This window comes from Halomonas sp. DP5N14-9 (genome assembly GCF_019802175.1).
Classification (GTDB): Bacteria; Pseudomonadota; Gammaproteobacteria; order Pseudomonadales; family Halomonadaceae; genus Halomonas; species Halomonas litopenaei.
The window spans coordinates 228,888-245,794 of record NZ_JAHVHR010000001.1 but is presented as its reverse complement, the minus strand read 5'-3'; the positions used below and the strand labels follow the sequence as shown (position 1 = coordinate 245,794).

Below are 16,907 nucleotides of genomic sequence, written 5' to 3'. Positions count from 1 at the left end.
GTGGCGTCCCGAGTGTGTTACTTCGCCTTGTGGACCTGACGCCAGTGGTGCAGCAGCGGCTCGGTGTAGCCGGCCGGCTGCTCACGCCCCTTGAAGATCAGGTCGCTGGCCGCCTGGAAGGCGGTGGACTTGTCGAAGTCAGGGCTCATCGGGGTGTAGGCCGGGTCGCCTTCGTTCTGACCGTCCACCACCTTGGCCATGCGCTTGAGCGTCTCTTCCACACGCGCCGCGTCGACTACGCCGTGGTACAGCCAGTTGGCGATGTGCTGGCTGGAGATCCGCAGGGTAGCGCGGTCTTCCATCAGGCCCACGTTGTGGATGTCAGGCACCTTGGAGGCGCCGACGCCCTGCTCGACCCAGCGCACTACGTAGCCGAGGATACCCTGACAGTTGTTGTCGAGCTCCTGCTGGATCTCGTCGTCGCTCCAGTCGGCAGAGGCGACCACCGGCACGGTCAGCAGCGCCTTGAGCAGATCATCGCGCTGCTCGCTTTCGTCCAGCTCCTCGAGTTCGCGCTGGACCTGGGCCACGTCGATCTGGTGGTAGTGCAGGGCATGCAGCGCTGCAGCGGTGGGAGACGGCACCCAGGCGGTGTTGGCGCCCGACTTGGGATGGCCGATCTTCTGCTCGATCATCGCCGCCATCAGGTCCGGCATGGCCCACATGCCCTTGCCGATCTGGGCGCGTCCGCGCAGGCCACAGGCCAGTCCGACCAGCACGTTGCTGCGCTCGTAGGCCTGAATCCAGTCGGCGCCCTTCATGTCGCCCTTGCGCAGCATGGGGCCCGCCTCCATGGCGGTGTGCATCTCGTCACCGGTGCGATCGAGGAAGCCGGTGTTGATGAACACCACCCGGCTGGTGGCCTCGTTGATGCAGGCCTTGAGGTTGACCGAGGTGCGGCGCTCCTCGTCCATGATGCCCATCTTGAGGGTATTGCGGGCCATGCCCAGCAGGTCTTCGACACGCCCGAACAGGGTGTTGGCGAAGGCCACTTCCTTGGGACCGTGCATCTTCGGCTTGACGATATAGACGGAGCCGGTGCGCGAGTTGCGCGGCTGATCGTCACCCTTGTTGAGGTCATGCAGGGCGATCAGCGACGTCATGATGGCGTCGAGAATGCCCTCGGGCATTTCGTTGCCGTCGGCGTCGAGCACTGCCGGGTTGGTCATCAGGTGACCCACGTTGCGCACGAACAGCAGCGAGCGTCCCGGCAGGGTCAGCTCGGAACCATCCGGCGTGACGTAGTCGCGATCCGGATTCAGGCGACGGGTGAAGGAACTGCCGCCCTTGGCCACCTCGGCGGTGAGGTCACCCTTCATCAGGCCCAGCCAGCTGGCGTAGACGCCCACCTTGTCCTCGGCATCCACCGCCGCCACGGAGTCTTCGCAGTCCATGATGGAGGTCAGCGCGGCTTCCACCACCACGTCCTTGACGTGGGCCGGGTCGGTCTTGCCGATGGGGTGGCTGTCATCGACCTGGATTTCCAGATGCAGGCCATGGTGGGACAGCAGCACGGCACTCGGCGCGGAGGCGTCGCCCTGGTAGCCCACCAGCTTGCCCGGCTCCTTCAGGCCGGTCTCGCGGCCGCCGTCCAGAGACACCACCAGGTGGCCATCGCGCAGGAAGTACTTGACCGCGTCACGGTGGGAGCCGGTCGCCAGCGGTGCCGCCTGGTCCAGCACATTGCGGGCGTAAGCCACGACCTTCTCGCCGCGCTTGGGGTTGAAGCTCGAGCCCTTCTCGCAGCCATCCTCTTCGCTGATCACGTCGGTGCCATACAGCGCGTCGTAGAGGCTACCCCAACGCGCGTTGGCGGCGTTCAGCGAGTAGCGTGCGTTGTTCACCGGCACCACCAGCTGGGGGCCCGCCTGGGAAGCGATCTCGCGATCCACGTTTTCGGTGGTCACCTCGACCTTGGCCGGCGGATCGACCAGATAGCCGATTTCCTTGAGGAAGGCCTGGTAAGCGGCCATGTCGTTGACCGGCCCCGGGTGCTCACTGTGCCAGGCCGAGAGTTTCTGCTGCAGCGCGTCGCGCTCGGCCAGCAGGGCCTGGTTGGTCGGCGCCAGGTCGTGGAAGATGGCATCGACGCCCTTCCAGAAGGCATCGGCATCGATCCCCGTGCCAGGCAGCGCCTGTTCGGTGATGAACTGGTCCAGCTCGGCGGCCACCTGCAGGCGATGGCGAGAAATGCGTTGCGTCATTGGGTCTAGCTCCTCGTTGGGCCTTGGGTGCCCCCCTGGCACCTTCCAGCCGGACAGGGGAAAAGGTGACTGCTCCAGAATGATTTTGTGGAAAATCATTCCATTTGTAAACCGAAAACCCCGCTCTACCGCTCAAGGCTAGACCAAATGATGAGCTTTCGAGGGCCTTGTCGATTGGGAAACAGTGGTGCCGAACTCGATGGGTCGCTAGCATGGAACAGGCAAGGAAGCCCAGACAGGAAGGTGTTGACGTGTGCTGGCGACTCCCTCATCTGACGCCGAAGGCCATACCTCCATGGCACAGGTGAGCAACGACGGCCTCCGGACGGTGTCAGAAGAAGCAGGTGGCCAACGATCGGTCAGGGTGCAACCAGGCGCAGGGTGATGACGCTACCCTCCACGCCATCTGGCCGTCCCAGCACAACCGAGTGCCGAGCAACGCACGCCACCGCCCCTTCCCAGCGGAGGACGCTATGACCGACTACACGCCCCTTGAGACCATCGAACGGCTGACCCCGGTGGCAAGACAAGGCGAAGGCTTGGTGGCGACAGCCGCCCCGGCCATGGCAACGACCCTTGAACGCTATCTGGCGCACTATCGGCTCGATGTCCTGCTCACCGAAGGGGTAACGCTGCACGCGGGTAATATCGAGACGCCACGCTTCCGCCTGTGGACTCAGGTATGGCGCCCGCCCCACCCGCGGGGCACCGCGGTGGTGGTTCACGGCTACTACGACCACCTGGGCCTGTACCGCCACCTGCTCGAGCTGCTGCTGGAACTCGAGCTCACGGTGGTGCTGTGGGATCTGCCGGGACACGGGCTGTCCAGTGGGGATCGTGCCGACATCGACGACTTTGCCGACTACGGCGACTGCCTGCGTACGCTTCAGCAGCACCTGAGCGAAGCCGGCCTGGCCCAGGGACCTTGGGTCGGCGTCGGCCAGAGCACCGGCGGCGCCATCCTGGCCACCGATGCCCTGAGCCGGGGCGATGACGGCCACTGGTCGGCGCTGGTGCTGCTGGCGCCCCTGGTCAGACCCTGGGGCTGGACCCGAGCAGCCTGGGTCCATCGCCTGGTCAGCCCCTTTGTCTCCAGCGTGCCGCGCAAGTTTAGGGCGAACACCAATGATGACGACTTCGCCACCTTTCTGCGCGAACAGGACCCGCTCCAGCCCGTGCGCCTGCCCACCGGCTGGGTCAGCGCCATGCGCCGCTGGATGCCCCGCCTGATGCAGCTGCCCCCGTGCCAGCTACCGACCCTGATCCTGCAAGGCGAGAAGGACCTGACGGTGGACGGGCCCTGGAATCTGGCGGTACTCGGCAAGAAGTTTCCCGGGGCGCACATCTGCTGTCACCCGCAAGCCCGCCACCATCTGGTCAACGAGGCCGAGGCCATCCGTCTGGACCTTTTCGCCGAAGTGCGCCAATTTCTGGAACAACAGCTCAGTGAAGGGCCTCTACCGAAAAGGATGTCATCTCAATGCCCAGACGCTTGACCCGACAGACGGTACACCGCGCCGGCAGCCACGCCTCCTTGCTGCCCTGGCTGGCGCTGGTGCTGCTGGTCTGGCTGGCCGGCTGTGCCAGCGCCCCCGAGCGCCCCGAGACGCTGCGCCAGGCGCTGCTGGGCCTTGGCCAACAGGCGGCCGAGCGGGTCGCCGAGGCGCCGGCCCTGGCAGGGGAAACCCTGGCCGATCAGGTGCTGCTGCTGTCCCCGCCCAAGGTCGACGAAAGGCTGGAGCTCGGCGTCGGCCGTGTCCAGGAGAGCCTGACCCGTGGCCTGCTGGCGATCGACGACGGCCCCCAGGTGCTGGACTGGCAGCCCGGTGATACCCCCGCCGCCGATACCAATCAATGGCTGGTCGATAGCCGACTGATCGCCGATGGCCCACGCCTGACGCTGTCTGACCGCGAGCTTTTGCCCTACCGCTTCGAACTCCGCCTGCGCCGCCCCGGCGACGGTGCCGCGCTGTGGTCCACGGTCATCAGCGGCGCCTTCGACGCCGACGCGCTCTAGGGCTTGCTGAAAAGTGCCTGCGCTCGTCGACTTCTCGGGCGAAGCCTGGACCCGGGCAGGGACTATGCCTGGAGATAACGGGTGCATGGAACGACCGTGCGGCGCCCGTCAGCCCTTGCGCAACAGCCGATCCAGCTGGCGATAGCCGATGGCCTCGATCAGGTCATCACGGCACGGACGTTCGCGCCCGGCCAGGTCGGCCAGGGTCAGCGCCACCCGCAGCACCCGGTGGTAGGCCCGGGCGGACAGCCGCAGGCGCTCAAGCGACTGCGCCAGCCAGGTGCGCTCGGCCACCTCCAGGGCGCAGGCTCGCTCCAGCGCGGCCCCGGCGAGCTGGGCGTTGAGCACTCCCCTCTGCTGCTGACGCTGACGCGCCGCCATCACGCGTCGGCGCACCATCTCGGTGCTTTCCCCCGGCTGATGCGACGTCAACTGTTCCACCGGCAGCGCCGGCACCTCCACCTGCAGGTCGATGCGATCTAGCAGGGGGCCGGACAGGCGCGCCTGATAGCGCTGGATCTGGGACGCGGTGCATACACAGTCCTGACGCGGATCACCCAGATGGCCGCAGGGGCAAGGATTCATTGCTGCAACGAGTTGAAAACGAGCAGGAAATCGTCGTTCGTGGCTGGCCCTGGCAATATGGATCTCGCCGCTTTCCAGCGGCTCGCGCAATACCTCCAGCACCTGGCGACTGAACTCCGGCAACTCGTCGAGAAACAGCACGCCGCGATGGGCCAGCGAGATCTCGCCGGGCCGTGGGCGCGAGCCGCCACCGACCAGCGAGACCGCGCTGGCGGTGTGATGAGGCGAACGAAACGGACGACGGCCAAAGCCATCGGACAGGGGAAGCGCGCACACCGAGCGAATCGCCGCCACCTCCAGCGCCTCGTCATCGCCAAGCGGCGGCAAGAGCCCGGGCAGTCGGCTGGCCAGCAACGTCTTGCCGGTACCGGGCGGCCCGGCAAACAGCAGGTTGTGCCCACCCGCCGCCGCTACCTCCAGCGCTCGCCGGGCCTGATACTGGCCACGCACATCGCACAGATCCAGCGCCGCAGGCCCGTCTTTCGGCGGTGCGGCGGGTGGGTGAGCCACAAGGGGAATGCGCCCGACCAGATGGGCGACGACGTCGAGCAGGTGCGCCGCCGGCAGCACCTCCAGTCCATTGACCAGGGCCGCCTCATCGGCGTTGGCCTCGGGCAGGATCAGGCGCCGCCCGGCCTGACGGGTGGCCATGGCGAAGGGCAGCATGCCGGCTACCGGCCGCAACCGACCATCGAGGGCCAGTTCGCCGGCGCACTCGACACCCTCCAGTGCGGCGGCGGGCAACTGGCCGGAAGCCACCAGCAGACCCAGCGCGATGGGCAAATCGAAGCGTCCACCCTCCTTGGGCAGATCGGCGGGAGCAAGATTCAGGGTAATACGGCGTAGCGGGTAGTCGAGGCCGCAGGTGGCAAGGGCGCTGCGCACCCGTTCGCGGCTTTCGCGCACTGCGGTCTCGGGCAGGCCGACCAGGGTCATGCCCGGCAGGCCGTTGGCCAGGTGTACCTCGACCTGTACCTCGGGGGCGTCCAGCCCCAGTCCCGCACGGGTGGCAATGATGGCAAGCGTCATGGGCTCCCTGCCTGACGGAAGGCTCATGACCAGTAGAGCACGCCCACCTCACTGGCGCCCCATGCCGGCCCCCCGCCAGGGCGGGCCGGCATATCTTGTGACGTTCTGCGTCCGAAGCCTCAGGCGGAGGGCTTGTCGGCTGAACCGCTCGATGCCTCGTCCTGCTTGCCCTGTTCCGGCACCGGCGGCACCGGTACCTCGGCGGCTTCCTCGGCCACGGCTGGCGCCGCGGTCGTTTCGCCAGCGGGCGCTGCACGTTCCTCGACCAGGCTCTCCAGCGCCGCTACCTGCTTTTCCAGCGCCTCGACCCGGGAGCGGGTGCGCTGCAACACGTCCATGAGGATGTCGAAATCCTCGCGTGACACCAGTTCGAGACGATCGAAGGCGCCACGCACCACCTGCTGGACCCCCTTCTGGATGTCTTCCGGGGCCTGGGAGGCGCCCTGCAAGCGCTCGCCGATCTGCTGTGCCAAACGGCTGATGCGATCCTGACTGACCATGATGGCTCTCCTTGAAACGTCGATGGGAACTCCGTTGCCGACAGGATACGCAAGCCGGGCGCCCAACGCATGCTTCGTGGCCCTTGCCCAGCGACGCCCGGCGCATTGGCGACTCCCTGTTACCTATCACGCGCCCCGGCACGCGACCCGGCACAGCATGCTCGCCAATGACGCACCACCAATACGCGCCAGCACCAAAACAGTGCATTAACTTTGATGCAGTGCCGCAAACTCGCGGGTGTTTTTCGTCTCTCGCTTTCAAGAACAACCACAAGCCATTGTAAACAAAGATTTTGCCAAATTTATGGCACGTATATCGCTATGCATAGATATCCATGCACCGAGCGGAAACAAGCCGCCACCTTATGCACGTAGGGAGCCATGCCATGAAACTGATCACCGCCATCATCAAGCCCTTCAAGCTGGACGACGTCCGCGAGGCGCTGGCCGACAACGGCGTCCAGGGCATCACCGTGACCGAGGTCAAGGGCTTCGGCCGCCAGAAGGGCCACACCGAGCTATACCGCGGCGCCGAGTATGTCGTCGACTTTCTGCCCAAGGTGAAGGTCGAGGTTGCGATCGACGAGGCCCGACTGGACAGCGTGCTGGAAGCCATCTGCAACGCGGCCAACAGCGGCAAGATCGGTGACGGCAAGGTGTTCGTCACGCCGCTGGAAGACGTCATCCGCATTCGCACCGGCGAGCGCGGCTCCGACGCGGTCTGATCCCCGTCCCCTGACCCGACTTCCGATAAAAATATAGCGAGACACTTCCATGGTCGATATCAGTGAACTCAGCTACGCGCTGGACACCTTCTACTTCCTTATCTGCGGCGCCCTGGTCATGTGGATGGCCGCCGGTTTTGCCATGCTCGAGGCCGGCCTGGTCCGGGCCAAGAACACCGCCGAGATTCTGACCAAGAACATCGTGCTGTTCGCGGTCGCCTGCACCATGTATCTGCTGGTGGGCTACGCCCTGATGTACTCCTCCGACGCCGGCGGCTTCATCCCCAACTTCGGCTTCTTGATCGGCGCCGAAAACAGCGTCGATGCGGTGCTCGCAGGTGGTGAAGACGCACCCTACTACTCGGCCCGCGCCGACTTCTTCTTCCAGGTCGTGTTCGTGGCCACCGCCATGTCGATCGTCTCCGGCGCTGTCGCCGAGCGCATGAAGCTGTGGGCCTTCCTGGCCTTCGCCGTGGTCATGACCGCCGTGATCTACCCGGTCTCCGGCTACTGGACCTGGGGCGGCGGCTGGTTGTCCGAAGCAGGCTTCTCCGACTACGCAGGTTCCGGCATTGTCCACATGGCGGGTGCCGCTGCAGCCCTGGCCGGTGTGCTGGTGCTCGGTCCGCGCAAGGGCAAGTACGGCAAGAACGGCGCCATCTACGCCATCCCCGGTGCCAACATGCCGCTGGCGACCCTGGGTACCTTCGTCCTGTGGCTGGGCTGGTTCGGCTTCAACGGCGGCTCCGAGCTCAAGCTCTCCGACGTGTCTTCCGCCAACAACATGGCCCAGGTGCTGGTGAACACCAACGCTGCCGCCGCCGGGGGTGTCCTCGCCGCGCTGATCCTGGCCAAGATCTGGTTCCGCAAGGCCGACCTGACCATGGCCCTGAACGGCGCTATCGCTGGCCTGGTCTCCATCACCGCCGACCCGCTGTCCTCCACGGCCCTCGGCGCCACCCTGATCGGTGCAGTCGGCGGTGTCCTGGTGGTAGTCGCCATCGTGGTCCTCGACAAGCTGCGCCTGGACGATCCGGTCGGTGCCATCTCCGCCCACGGTGTGGCCGGTATCTGGGGTGTCCTGGCGGTCCCGCTGAACAACGCCGACGCCACCTTCGGCGCCCAGATGCTCGGCATCATCGGCATCTTCGCCTGGGTCTTCACCGCCAGCCTGGTCGTGTGGCTGATCATCAAGGCAATCATGGGTGTGCGTGTCAGCGAAGAAGAAGAATACGAAGGCGTCGACCTGGCCGAATGCGGTCTCGAAGCCTACCCCGAGTTTAACGTCGCCAAGAAGTAAGCCTGAGCTTACCCGCGACACCAGTGAGCTGGCGTGCTCCTCCTGGCCCCTTCGGGGGCCTTTTTTATTGCTGTTCGCCAGGGGTATGCTTTGTCACACTAGTCAGGACAGGCGCAACGGCGCGCCGCCAACGGGTTGGCGCCAGGCACGACCGACGCCGCCCCCACACGGACAGGATGAGGAACCCGCCATGAAACTGGTGACCGCGATTATCAAGCCATTCAAGCTCGACGACGTCCGCGAGTCGCTCTCCGAGATCGGTGTTCAGGGCATCACCGTCACTGAAGTGAAGGGCTTTGGCCGTCAGAAGGGCCACACCGAGCTGTACCGGGGAGCCGAGTACGTGGTCGACTTTCTGCCCAAGGTGAAGCTTGAGGTGGCGGTCGACGACGGTATGACCGAGCAGGTCATCGAAGCCATCGTCCAGGTCGCCAACACCGGCAAGATCGGTGATGGCAAGATCTTCGTCACCCCCCTTGAACAAGTCATTCGTATCCGTACCGGCGAGACCGACAAGGACGCTGTCTGACCGACGATGGCAGCTGTCTTCAGCCACCCCCCTTGAGCAGGTCATTCGCATCCGACCCGGCGAGACCGACAAGGACGCTGTCTGACCGACGATGGCAGCTGTCTTTAGCCACCCCGCTGGAGCAAGTTATTCGTATCCGTACCGGCGAGACCGACAAGGATGCTGTCTGACCGGTGATGGCAGCTGTCTTTAGCCACCCCGCTGGAGCAAGTTATTCGTATCCGTACCGGCGAGACCGACAAGGACGCTGCCTGAGCTCGATTGACAAGGGCGCGGTCTGACGACGGCGACCGGTTCTCCCCGCCAGGTGGCGCCGCTCAGCCGCGGCGTCGCAACGGCTCCAGCAGGTCGCTCAGGCCGTTGTGGTCGATCTCGTGCATCAGCGCCAGCAGGCGTCCGATCTCTCCGGGGGGAAACCCGACCCGGGCAAACCACGCCAGGTAAGGCCCGGGCAGATCGGCGATCAAGGTGCCTTGATGCTTGCCGAAAGGCATTGGCAAGGTAACCAGGCGTTCCAGGTCCTGAGGATTCATCGCTGCTCCTGAGCGGGTGGGTGAGGGAAAGACGCACAGGGTACTGGCCTGCGGGCGGCGTCGCCATCGATTCGCCTCCCCATTGAAAGTCTCCCCCGTTGAAAGTCTTCCCCATCGACGCCATGGTTATTTCCAGGTATCGACAAGGAGGCCGACATGACCACACTCGTGATAGGTGCCAACGGCCAGATCGGCCGCCAGGTCTGCGCCATCGCCCACCGCCAGGGACATCCGATTCGCGCCATGATCCGTAGCGCCGAGCAACGCGACTGGTTCGAGCAACAAGGTATCGAGACGGTCGTCGCCGACCTGGAGGAGGACTTCGCCTCCGCCTTCGAAGGTTGCGAACAGGTGCTGTTCACCGCCGGCTCCGGCCCGAACACCGGGCCCGACAAGACGCTGTTGATCGACCTCTACGCCGCTACGCGGGTGGCGGACGAGGCCAGCCGCCAGGGGCTGGATCGCATGCTGATGGTCAGCGCCATGCGCGCCGAGCAGCCGCTGCAGGCGCCGGAGAAGCTCAGGCCCTACATGGCCGCCAAGTTCGCTGCCGATGCCTACCTGCGCAGCAGCAAGGTGGACCATGTCATCGTCAAGCCAGGCCGGCTAACCGACGACGACGCCACCGGCCGCGTGGCCACGTCACTGGACGAGACCGGGGGCAACAACCAGATATCCCGAGCCAACGTGGCCCAAGCCCTGGTCTATCTATTGGGGCAACGAAAGATCCGTAATCACGAGACGGTGCTCCTGGACGGCGAACGCGAGATCGCCGAGGCTCTCGGCGACTGACCACCGCCACACCGGCCAGGCGATTCAATCCGCCAGCACCAACGACGACGCCGATGGCAAGTGGCCATCGGCGTCGTCGTTTGCGGCGTCCTGTCGTGGGGTCTTACTTCTCCACGAAGGCACGCTCGATGACGTAGTCGCCGGGCTCGCCCATGCGCGGAGAAATATTGAAGCCGAGCTCGTCGAGCAGTGCGCTGGTGTCGTCGAGCATGGCCGGGCTGCCGCAGATCATGGCCCGGTCCTGCTTGGGATCGATGGGCGGAAGCCCCTTGTCGTCGGTCAGCTTGCCGGTGCGGATGTGATCGGTCAGGCGGCCCATGGTGTGGAAGTCTTCACGGGTCACGGTGGGGTAGTAGACCAGCTTCTCGCTGATCTCCTCGCCCAGGTACTCGTGCGCCGGCAACTCCTTGGTGATGAAGTCGGCGTAGGCCAGCTCGTTGACGTGGCGCACGCCGTGCACCAGCACTACCTTTTCGAAGCGCTCGTAAACCTCGGGGTCCTGGATCAGGCTGAGGAAGGGCGCCAGACCGGTGCCGGTGGACAGCATGTAGAGATTGCGCCCAGGCAGCAGGTCGTCACATACCAGGGTACCGGTAGGCTTGCGGCTGACCATGATCTGATCGCCTACTTGCAGGTGCTGCAGGCGAGAGGTCAGGGGACCATCGGGTACCTTGATGCTGAAGAACTCGAGGTGGTCCTCGTAGTTGGGGCTGGCCACGGAGTAGGCACGCATCAGCGGCTTGCCGTTGACCTCGAGACCGATCATCACGAACTGGCCGTTCTTGAAACGCAGGCTACGCTCACGGGTCGTGCGGAAGGTGAACAGGGAGTCGTTCCAGTGATGAACGCTCAGCACTTCTTCCAGGGCAAACTTGCTCATGCCAACTCCTTAAAATGCGTGGGCTTATTCCTGAAGTGAATAAAGCCCGATATCAAGTCTTGCGGATAATTCTAAGACCGGCCATATTATCTGTTAAATGGATTGTATGGATAACGCTTATCCAATTCATTGATATAGATGCCCATCGCCGACGTCTTTACCCCTATCGCGCCGGAGAGCCCGTGCCATGCGCTACACCCTTCGACAGCTGGAAGTCTTTGTTGCGGTCGCCCAGCACGAGAGCGTGTCCAAGGCGGCGCGCGCCCTGGCCCTGTCGCAGTCGGCGGCCAGTACCGCGCTGTCCGAACTCGAGCGCCAATTCGACTGCCAGCTGCTCGATCGCATCGGCAAGCGCCTCAAGCTCAATGCACTGGGCTTCCAGCTGCTGCCCAAGGCGGTCGCCCTGCTCGATCGGGCCGAAGAAGTGGAAGAACTGCTCAGAGGCCAGCAAGGCATCGGCAATCTGGATGTCGGCGCCACCCTGACCATCGGCAACTATCTGGCGACGCTGTTGATCAGCGACTTCATGCAGCGCCACCCCGGCAGCCGGGTAAGGCTGCAGGTCCGCAACACTCGCTCGATCATCGATGCGGTTCGCCATCACCAGCTCGACCTGGGGCTGATCGAGGGGCAGTGCGAGGAGGACGAGGTCATCACCCAGCCCTGGGTCGAAGACGACCTGGTGGTGTTCTGTTCGCCCCGTCACCCGCTGGCCAACCGCGGGCCGGTGGAGCTCGACCGCCTGCTGCGTGAAGACTGGATCATGCGAGAGGAGGGCTCAGGCACGCGCCTGACCCTCGAACAGGCAGCCCGCCATCGGCGTGGTCGCTTCAATATCCTGCTCGAACTGGAGCATACCGAGGGCATCAAGCGTGCGGTGGAGTCGGGGCTGGGAATCGGCTGTGTCTCACGCCTGGCGCTGCGCGACGCCTTTCGGCGTGGCAGCCTGACCCCACTGCCCACGCCGGAACTGGACCTGAGTCGACAGTTCACCTTTATCTGGCACCGTCACAAGTACCTCACCGCAGGCATGCGCGAATTTCTACGCCAGTGCCGGCAGATGACGGAGGGGATCCAGCGCAGCGACGAGATCGATCTGCCGCAGGTGCCCTGAACGGAAACGACTAGCGCTATGCAGGAGAGAGCCCGCCGCGGACGGCGGGCGGCACAGATCAGCGCAGATCGTCGACGGCGTCGGTGATCTTGTCGCAGTCGGCCTTGGTCAGATCCTTGGAGAGGGAGTGGATGACCAGTTTGGCGGTGGGAGCATCGAGCTTGTCGCGCAGGTGGCCAAGAAAGCGCGGCGGCGCCACCATGATCAGCTTTTCCATGCTGTTGTCGACACGGGCACGATACAGTCGATCGGCTACCTCTCGGGCAAAGATGACTTCATGGTGCTGGGTCGCCACCTCCTCGCCGCCAGCCTGACGCGAGGCGGTAGCACTGGATTCATGTACGTCACCGCCCTTGTCGGTCACCAGATCGCCTTCGTGGAGCCGCCCTTCGGCGTGCACCAGGCTCTCGACTTCATTCAGCTTGCGTCCTGTCCGAGTGAAGATTCGCGCACGCGACGCATCGGCTACCACGATATAAGTCGTCGTCATGGTCGGTCCTCGCCTCCCTGTGTTCAGACTTCCCGGCACAATGACCGGTACAAAGTCACCATGGCAACGGACCCCGGCAGCGTCAACTGGTGGTTATTGGCGACACCGGCGTCGCCCTCCACAGACACTGACGAGCCCTGCCTCCTTTGGGGTAGCATGCAGGCATCTGTTACACGCCCCGGCGGCCTGCGGCCCTGTCCGGTTATCGCCTTTGCCTGCGCCGCACCGCTGATACTCGCGGGCCGCCCATCCTGGCGCCCTGCGAGTTCCCCTGCTGGAGGACCTCAACCATGCGCCAGTTCTTCTTTCCCCGCGCCCCACTGGCCCGGCGCACCCTACTGAGCTGTCATTTCATTGCACAGCTCGGCGTTCTCGCCGCCGGTCTGTGGTGGCTGATCCCCCGCACCCCCTGGGTCGCCATGACCACCTGGAGTGAGAGCTGGCCTCCCCTGGCGCTGGGCGCCGGCCTCACCCTGCTGACCATGGTCGCACTACGCCTGCTGGCCGAGCTGTGGTTGCTGCCCCATCACCTGGGCAGTCAACGGCCCGGCTTCGCCCCAGGCGCGGTGGTCACCCGCTCCTACGATCGTCGTCCGGCGGTGCATGATGACGACAAGGCCTGGACCTCCCAGGCCCGGCCGCTGGAGGACGACGACGCGGTGGTCGGCGATGCTCGGGTGACGCGCAAGGCCGAACCGCTGAGCAAACGCGGACATCGCGAGCCCGGCCTCGACCTGAACCGTTCGTCTACCGGCGAGCCCGAATCACAAAGGGTCCAGAAGCCGAGTCGCCAGGAGCCAAGTCTCTGACGCGGTCGACGCCTTGACCGGGAAGGCAATCAGCGGCGAGCGCGCTGCCGCCATCGGCACCACAGCCAGACCGACCCGACACCGAGTACGGCCCCCAGGGTATTGGCGACGATGTCCCAGACATCGCCGCCAAGACGCCCGGGTACCGGGATCTGGGCGAACTCGATGGCGACGCCATAGGCCACCGCCAGTGCCATGGACAGCCCGCCGCGCCCGCTCGCCAACGCCAGCAGTGTTGCCAGACCGGCGTAGGCGATCAGATGGTTGGCCTTGTCCCAGGGCAGGTCTTCCGGCAATTCGCTGGCAGGCATCAGACTGCCCCAGGCGATGACCAGGGCGGCGGCGGCGGCCAGCCCCCACCACCACCGCCCGAATGCAGACCGCCTGCCCGAGACTTCAGCCTGAGGCGATCTGGGCATGATAGGCCGGGCTCAACTCGTGCAGCGCCTCCATGAAGGCGGTGACGTTGTCGGGGTCGGTGAACTGGCTGATGCCGTGGCCGAGATTGAAGATGTGGCCCGGGCCGTGACCGTAGCTGTCGAGGATACGGCCGACCTCGGCACGAATCGCCGAAGGGTTGGCGAACAGCACATTGGGGTCCATGTTGCCCTGCAGTGCCACCTTGCGGCCCACCCGGCTGCGCGCGCTGGACAGTTCAGTGGTCCAGTCCAGCCCCAGGGCGTCGGCGCCGGTGTCGGCCAGATCCTCGAGCCACTGGCCGCCGTTCTTGGTGAACAGGATCACCGGTACCCGGCGCCCATCCTGTTCGCGAATCAGCCCCGCCACGATCTGTTCCATGTAGCGCAGCGAGAACTCGCGATAGGCCGGCGTGGACAGCGTCCCTCCCCAGGTATCGAAGATCTGTACCGCCTGTGCGCCAGCTCGGATCTGCGCATTGAGGTAGTCGGTCACCGCGGTGGCCAGGGTATCGAGCAGCTGATGCATCACGTCGGGGCTTGAGTAGAGCATGCCCTTGACGTGGCGAAAGTCCTTGCTGGAGGCGCCTTCGACCATATAGGTCGCCAGGGTCCAGGGGCTGCCGGAGAAACCGATCAGCGGCACCCGACCGTTGAGCTCGCGACGGATGGTCGAGACCGCGCGCATCACGTAGTCGAGGTCGCGTTCGGCGTCGGGCGCCGTCAGCGCGGCCACGTCTTCTGCGCTGCGCACCGGCTTGCGGAACTTGGGACCCTCGCCGGTCTCGAAGTACAAGCCCAGCCCCATGGCATCGGGGATGGTCAGAATATCGGAGAACAGGATGGCGGCGTCCAGCGGATAGCGTTCCAGCGGCTGCAGGGTGACCTCACAGGCGCGGGCGGTATCACGACACAGGTCCATGAAGCTTCCCGCCTGGGCGCGCACTTCCTTGTACTCCGGCAGGTAGCGACCGGCCTGGCGCATCATCCAGACCGGAGTGCGATCCACCGGTTGACGCGCGAGAGCGCGCAGAAATCGATCGTTCTTCAGTTCCATGCAGGCGTCATCCAGGGAAAATGTGCGACTCATTGTACCGCAATGACTCCCGAACGCGTGGCCTCCTGCGACCCTGTGTCGTCGGCAAGGTGTCGTGAGCCTTGCACGACTTCCTGATAAACTGGGCGCCCCCTTGACGGCGCTGCCGTTGTTTCGACTCCGAGGTACCCCGTGACGATTCGCTTTATCGCCGCCTCTCGCCTGCCCACCCCCTGGGCGACCTTCACCATGCACGGCTTCGAAGACGAGGCCACGGGCAAGGATCATATCGCCCTGACCCTGGGGGAGATCGACGATGGCGCTCCTGTGCTGGGACGGGTGCACTCTGAATGCCTGACCGGCGACGCCCTGTTCTCGATGCGCTGCGACTGCGGCTATCAGCTTCAGGAAGCGCTCAAGCGTATCGCCAGCGAAGGCCGCGGTGTCATCCTCTACCTGCGTCAGGAAGGCCGCGGCATCGGCCTGCTCAACAAGATTCGCGCCTACCACCTGCAGGACCAGGGGGCCGACACCGTCGAGGCCAACGAGCGCCTGGGCTTCGCCGCCGACCTGCGCCGCTATGACCTGTGCGTGCCGATGCTCGAACACCTGGGTGTCGAGGGGCTCAAGCTGATGACCAACAACCCGCGCAAGGTCGACGCCCTGACCCAGGCCGGCGTTCAGGTGGTGGAACGCGTCGCCCTGACCACCGGGCTCAATCCCCACAACGAGCACTACCTGTCCACCAAGGCAGGCAAGCTCGGTCACATGATGGCGCTGGGTGACTTTACCCAGGCTGACGACGTGGATATCGAAAAAAAGTCATAGGCCGCGTAAGGAATCCGGTCCACCCCCGACTCAAGATCAAACGCAACATTACGCTCCATTGATCTTGACCTTCGAGGTGCCGACATGAAACTCAAGCTGCTTTCGATTGCCGCCATTGCCGCCGTGACCACACTTCCGCTGACGGCCCAGGCCGACGCCCGTGCCACCGACCTGGCCCGCGCGCTGAACAGCCAACCCCTGTCCATGCGCGACGCCATGCCCCAGCAGGGCCATGAAGTGATCAATGCCCACATCGCCAGCGACAGCACCGAAGCCCTGCGCAAGGCTCGCCTGCGGCTGCAGTCTCGCCATGTGGAAATGACCGACTTCATGCTCAATCTCGACCTCGGTCGCGCCGCCACCAAGTAACAGCAAGAAAAAAATGCCTTTGTTTTTGCACCGCTACAGGCATACGACCGTTTTAATAGAGCCGCATTATCGAAGCCATAAAAGCGATTACCTGGCGCTTTCGATAGAACGCTAACAAAATACACACATCGACAGCGGGTGACGCCACCCGCTGATACCGGAAGGAGCTTCGACATGAAACCCACCTTGATCCTCGCTGCCCTGATCGTCGCCTCTCTGCCCGCTCTGGCCCAGGCTGCACCACCCAAGTACGCCCTGGCCCTGAACGAATCGCCCTTGACCGACCAGGCCCCGTTGGCCGATGACGTGCTGGGGCAGCAAGTCGCCGATGTCGAGCCTCTGGCTATCGGTGGTCAGCGTATCGGCAACACCGCCGTCTCGACCCATGATGGCAAGACGCTGGCAAACGCCAGGCTGCAACTGCATCGCGACCAGGCCCAGGCCACTCGCTTTCTGCAGCTGGACGGACGGCGTGTCGCGGTGACCATCTAGGCTGCGCTGTGTAAAGGCGACTTAGACCAAGGTCGAATCGGTATTTGACATTCCGTTAGCCTGTTAATATTATTGCCGCAAGTTTTCATGCAGTACCCGTTGGATACATCCTTCGAACGCAGGACAGAGTCAGCAAGGTCCAGGCAGACAAGGATGACAAGCTGCAGAAAAGGCAGGCCCTGAGGGGCCAAAAAATGCCACCAAAATTAAAACGACCGTTTTATTTTGAATCGGTCGAATTCAAGAGAGACAAGGGCCA

Annotated in this window: 19 protein-coding genes; 11 read left to right on the top strand and 8 right to left on the bottom strand. The window is 64.4% G+C overall.

Features of this window, described 5'->3' with window-relative positions:
* Nucleotides 1–17: 17 nt before the first annotated feature.
* Nucleotides 18–2,204 (bottom strand): malate synthase G, encoded by a 2,187-nt coding sequence (locus KUW00_RS01160; RefSeq protein ID WP_222568041.1) that lies wholly within the window; start codon nt 2,202–2,204, stop codon nt 18–20.
* Between the two features lie 473 nt (nt 2,205–2,677).
* On the opposite strand from KUW00_RS01160, the gene KUW00_RS01155 reads away from it, so the two are divergent.
* On the top strand, nt 2,678–3,700 hold the full coding sequence (locus KUW00_RS01155) for an alpha/beta hydrolase (RefSeq protein ID WP_108449478.1): 1,023 nt from the start codon (nt 2,678–2,680) through the stop codon (nt 3,698–3,700).
* Nucleotides 3,685–4,221: a hypothetical protein gene (locus KUW00_RS01150; protein WP_240184265.1), complete on the top strand. Its 537-nt coding sequence runs from the start codon at nt 3,685–3,687 to the stop codon at nt 4,219–4,221. The genes KUW00_RS01155 and KUW00_RS01150 overlap by 16 nt, the downstream gene beginning before the upstream one ends.
* A 108-nt stretch (nt 4,222–4,329) precedes the next feature.
* Here KUW00_RS01150 and KUW00_RS01145 read toward each other — a convergent pair whose 3' ends face one another.
* Together KUW00_RS01145 and KUW00_RS01140 are read right to left on the bottom strand one after the other, a co-directional pair.
* A complete protein-coding gene (locus KUW00_RS01145; RefSeq protein ID WP_222568040.1) occupies nt 4,330–5,835 on the bottom strand; it encodes a YifB family Mg chelatase-like AAA ATPase in 1,506 nt (501 codons plus the stop codon).
* 119 nt (nt 5,836–5,954) lie between these two features.
* On the bottom strand, nt 5,955–6,335 hold the full coding sequence (locus KUW00_RS01140; RefSeq protein WP_222516222.1) for an accessory factor UbiK family protein: 381 nt from the start codon (nt 6,333–6,335) through the stop codon (nt 5,955–5,957).
* 386 nt (nt 6,336–6,721) lie between these two features.
* On the opposite strand from KUW00_RS01140, the gene KUW00_RS01135 reads away from it, so the two are divergent.
* The 3 genes from KUW00_RS01135 to glnK all read left to right on the top strand — a co-directional run bounded on the left by KUW00_RS01135 (nt 6,722) and on the right by glnK (nt 8,889).
* Complete coding sequence (locus KUW00_RS01135; protein ID WP_045993909.1) at nt 6,722–7,060, top strand: P-II family nitrogen regulator; 339 nt, start codon at nt 6,722–6,724, stop codon at nt 7,058–7,060.
* A gap of 49 nt (nt 7,061–7,109) precedes the next feature.
* The gene (locus tag KUW00_RS01130) at nt 7,110–8,360 is read left to right on the top strand and encodes an ammonium transporter (protein ID WP_222516223.1); all 1,251 of its coding nucleotides are present in this window, start codon (nt 7,110–7,112) and stop codon (nt 8,358–8,360) included.
* A 190-nt stretch (nt 8,361–8,550) separates the two neighbouring features.
* Nucleotides 8,551–8,889, top strand: a complete 339-nt coding sequence (glnK, locus tag KUW00_RS01125; protein ID WP_045993907.1) for a P-II family nitrogen regulator — start codon at nt 8,551–8,553, stop codon at nt 8,887–8,889.
* A 317-nt stretch (nt 8,890–9,206) separates the two neighbouring features.
* On the opposite strand, the gene KUW00_RS01120 is transcribed toward glnK, so the two are convergent.
* Nucleotides 9,207–9,422, bottom strand: coding sequence for a DUF3820 family protein (locus KUW00_RS01120; RefSeq protein WP_045993906.1), 216 nt, complete (start codon nt 9,420–9,422; stop codon nt 9,207–9,209).
* Between the two features lie 156 nt (nt 9,423–9,578).
* On the opposite strand from KUW00_RS01120, the gene KUW00_RS01115 reads away from it, so the two are divergent.
* On the top strand, nt 9,579–10,214 hold the full coding sequence (locus tag KUW00_RS01115; protein ID WP_222568039.1) for an SDR family oxidoreductase: 636 nt from the start codon (nt 9,579–9,581) through the stop codon (nt 10,212–10,214).
* A 103-nt stretch (nt 10,215–10,317) separates the two neighbouring features.
* Here KUW00_RS01115 and KUW00_RS01110 read toward each other — a convergent pair whose 3' ends face one another.
* Nucleotides 10,318–11,094 carry a ferredoxin--NADP reductase gene (locus tag KUW00_RS01110; protein ID WP_045993904.1) on the bottom strand — a complete coding sequence of 259 codons (777 nt, stop codon included), beginning with the start codon at nt 11,092–11,094 and terminating at the stop codon, nt 10,318–10,320.
* A 187-nt stretch (nt 11,095–11,281) separates the two neighbouring features.
* On the opposite strand from KUW00_RS01110, the gene KUW00_RS01105 reads away from it, so the two are divergent.
* Nucleotides 11,282–12,208, top strand: a complete 927-nt coding sequence (locus KUW00_RS01105) for a LysR family transcriptional regulator (protein ID WP_045993903.1) — start codon at nt 11,282–11,284, stop codon at nt 12,206–12,208.
* A 58-nt stretch (nt 12,209–12,266) separates the two neighbouring features.
* Here KUW00_RS01105 and KUW00_RS01100 read toward each other — a convergent pair whose 3' ends face one another.
* Nucleotides 12,267–12,698: a host attachment protein gene (locus tag KUW00_RS01100; RefSeq protein WP_045993902.1), complete on the bottom strand. Its 432-nt coding sequence runs from the start codon at nt 12,696–12,698 to the stop codon at nt 12,267–12,269.
* 290 nt (nt 12,699–12,988) lie between these two features.
* On the opposite strand from KUW00_RS01100, the gene KUW00_RS01095 reads away from it, so the two are divergent.
* Nucleotides 12,989–13,507 (top strand): hypothetical protein, encoded by a 519-nt coding sequence (locus KUW00_RS01095; protein WP_045993901.1) that lies wholly within the window; start codon nt 12,989–12,991, stop codon nt 13,505–13,507.
* Nucleotides 13,508–13,536: 29 nt separating this feature from the next.
* Here KUW00_RS01095 and KUW00_RS01090 read toward each other — a convergent pair whose 3' ends face one another.
* Both KUW00_RS01090 and hemE read right to left on the bottom strand, forming a co-directional pair.
* A complete protein-coding gene (locus KUW00_RS01090; protein ID WP_222568038.1) occupies nt 13,537–13,926 on the bottom strand; it encodes a VanZ family protein in 390 nt (129 codons plus the stop codon).
* Nucleotides 13,904–14,980, bottom strand: coding sequence for a uroporphyrinogen decarboxylase (gene hemE, locus KUW00_RS01085; protein WP_108131917.1), 1,077 nt, complete (start codon nt 14,978–14,980; stop codon nt 13,904–13,906). Before hemE ends, KUW00_RS01090 begins: the two co-directional genes overlap by 23 nt.
* A 171-nt stretch (nt 14,981–15,151) precedes the next feature.
* Between hemE and ribA the strand changes: the two genes are divergently transcribed.
* The 3 genes from ribA to KUW00_RS01070 all read left to right on the top strand — a co-directional run bounded on the left by ribA (nt 15,152) and on the right by KUW00_RS01070 (nt 16,648).
* Nucleotides 15,152–15,787: a GTP cyclohydrolase II gene (gene ribA, locus KUW00_RS01080; RefSeq protein ID WP_045993900.1), complete on the top strand. Its 636-nt coding sequence runs from the start codon at nt 15,152–15,154 to the stop codon at nt 15,785–15,787.
* 84 nt (nt 15,788–15,871) lie between these two features.
* Nucleotides 15,872–16,156 (top strand): hypothetical protein, encoded by a 285-nt coding sequence (locus KUW00_RS01075; RefSeq protein ID WP_045993899.1) that lies wholly within the window; start codon nt 15,872–15,874, stop codon nt 16,154–16,156.
* Between the two features lie 174 nt (nt 16,157–16,330).
* The gene (locus KUW00_RS01070; protein ID WP_222568037.1) at nt 16,331–16,648 is read left to right on the top strand and encodes a hypothetical protein; all 318 of its coding nucleotides are present in this window, start codon (nt 16,331–16,333) and stop codon (nt 16,646–16,648) included.
* The last annotated feature ends 259 nt before the right edge of the window (nt 16,649–16,907 follow it).

What these genes read in the sequence shown, in the direction of transcription:
- KUW00_RS01160 (WP_222568041.1), bottom strand. Translation starts at nt 2,204, where the DNA reads ATGACGCAACGCATTTCTCGCCATCGCCTGCAGGTGGCCGCCGAGCTG.
- KUW00_RS01155 (WP_108449478.1), top strand. Translation starts at nt 2,678, where the DNA reads ATGACCGACTACACGCCCCTTGAGACCATCGAACGGCTGACCCCGGTG.
- KUW00_RS01150 (WP_240184265.1), top strand. Translation starts at nt 3,685, where the DNA reads ATGCCCAGACGCTTGACCCGACAGACGGTACACCGCGCCGGCAGCCAC.
- KUW00_RS01145 (WP_222568040.1), bottom strand. Translation starts at nt 5,835, where the DNA reads ATGACGCTTGCCATCATTGCCACCCGTGCGGGACTGGGGCTGGACGCC.
- KUW00_RS01140 (WP_222516222.1), bottom strand. Translation starts at nt 6,335, where the DNA reads ATGGTCAGTCAGGATCGCATCAGCCGTTTGGCACAGCAGATCGGCGAG.
- KUW00_RS01135 (WP_045993909.1), top strand. Translation starts at nt 6,722, where the DNA reads ATGAAACTGATCACCGCCATCATCAAGCCCTTCAAGCTGGACGACGTC.
- KUW00_RS01130 (WP_222516223.1), top strand. Translation starts at nt 7,110, where the DNA reads ATGGTCGATATCAGTGAACTCAGCTACGCGCTGGACACCTTCTACTTC.
- glnK (WP_045993907.1), top strand. Translation starts at nt 8,551, where the DNA reads ATGAAACTGGTGACCGCGATTATCAAGCCATTCAAGCTCGACGACGTC.
- KUW00_RS01120 (WP_045993906.1), bottom strand. Translation starts at nt 9,422, where the DNA reads ATGAATCCTCAGGACCTGGAACGCCTGGTTACCTTGCCAATGCCTTTC.
- KUW00_RS01115 (WP_222568039.1), top strand. Translation starts at nt 9,579, where the DNA reads ATGACCACACTCGTGATAGGTGCCAACGGCCAGATCGGCCGCCAGGTC.
- KUW00_RS01110 (WP_045993904.1), bottom strand. Translation starts at nt 11,094, where the DNA reads ATGAGCAAGTTTGCCCTGGAAGAAGTGCTGAGCGTTCATCACTGGAAC.
- KUW00_RS01105 (WP_045993903.1), top strand. Translation starts at nt 11,282, where the DNA reads ATGCGCTACACCCTTCGACAGCTGGAAGTCTTTGTTGCGGTCGCCCAG.
- KUW00_RS01100 (WP_045993902.1), bottom strand. Translation starts at nt 12,698, where the DNA reads ATGACGACGACTTATATCGTGGTAGCCGATGCGTCGCGTGCGCGAATC.
- KUW00_RS01095 (WP_045993901.1), top strand. Translation starts at nt 12,989, where the DNA reads ATGCGCCAGTTCTTCTTTCCCCGCGCCCCACTGGCCCGGCGCACCCTA.
- KUW00_RS01090 (WP_222568038.1), bottom strand. Translation starts at nt 13,926, where the DNA reads ATGCCCAGATCGCCTCAGGCTGAAGTCTCGGGCAGGCGGTCTGCATTC.
- hemE (WP_108131917.1), bottom strand. Translation starts at nt 14,980, where the DNA reads ATGGAACTGAAGAACGATCGATTTCTGCGCGCTCTCGCGCGTCAACCG.
- KUW00_RS01075 (WP_045993899.1), top strand. Translation starts at nt 15,872, where the DNA reads ATGAAACTCAAGCTGCTTTCGATTGCCGCCATTGCCGCCGTGACCACA.
- KUW00_RS01070 (WP_222568037.1), top strand. Translation starts at nt 16,331, where the DNA reads ATGAAACCCACCTTGATCCTCGCTGCCCTGATCGTCGCCTCTCTGCCC.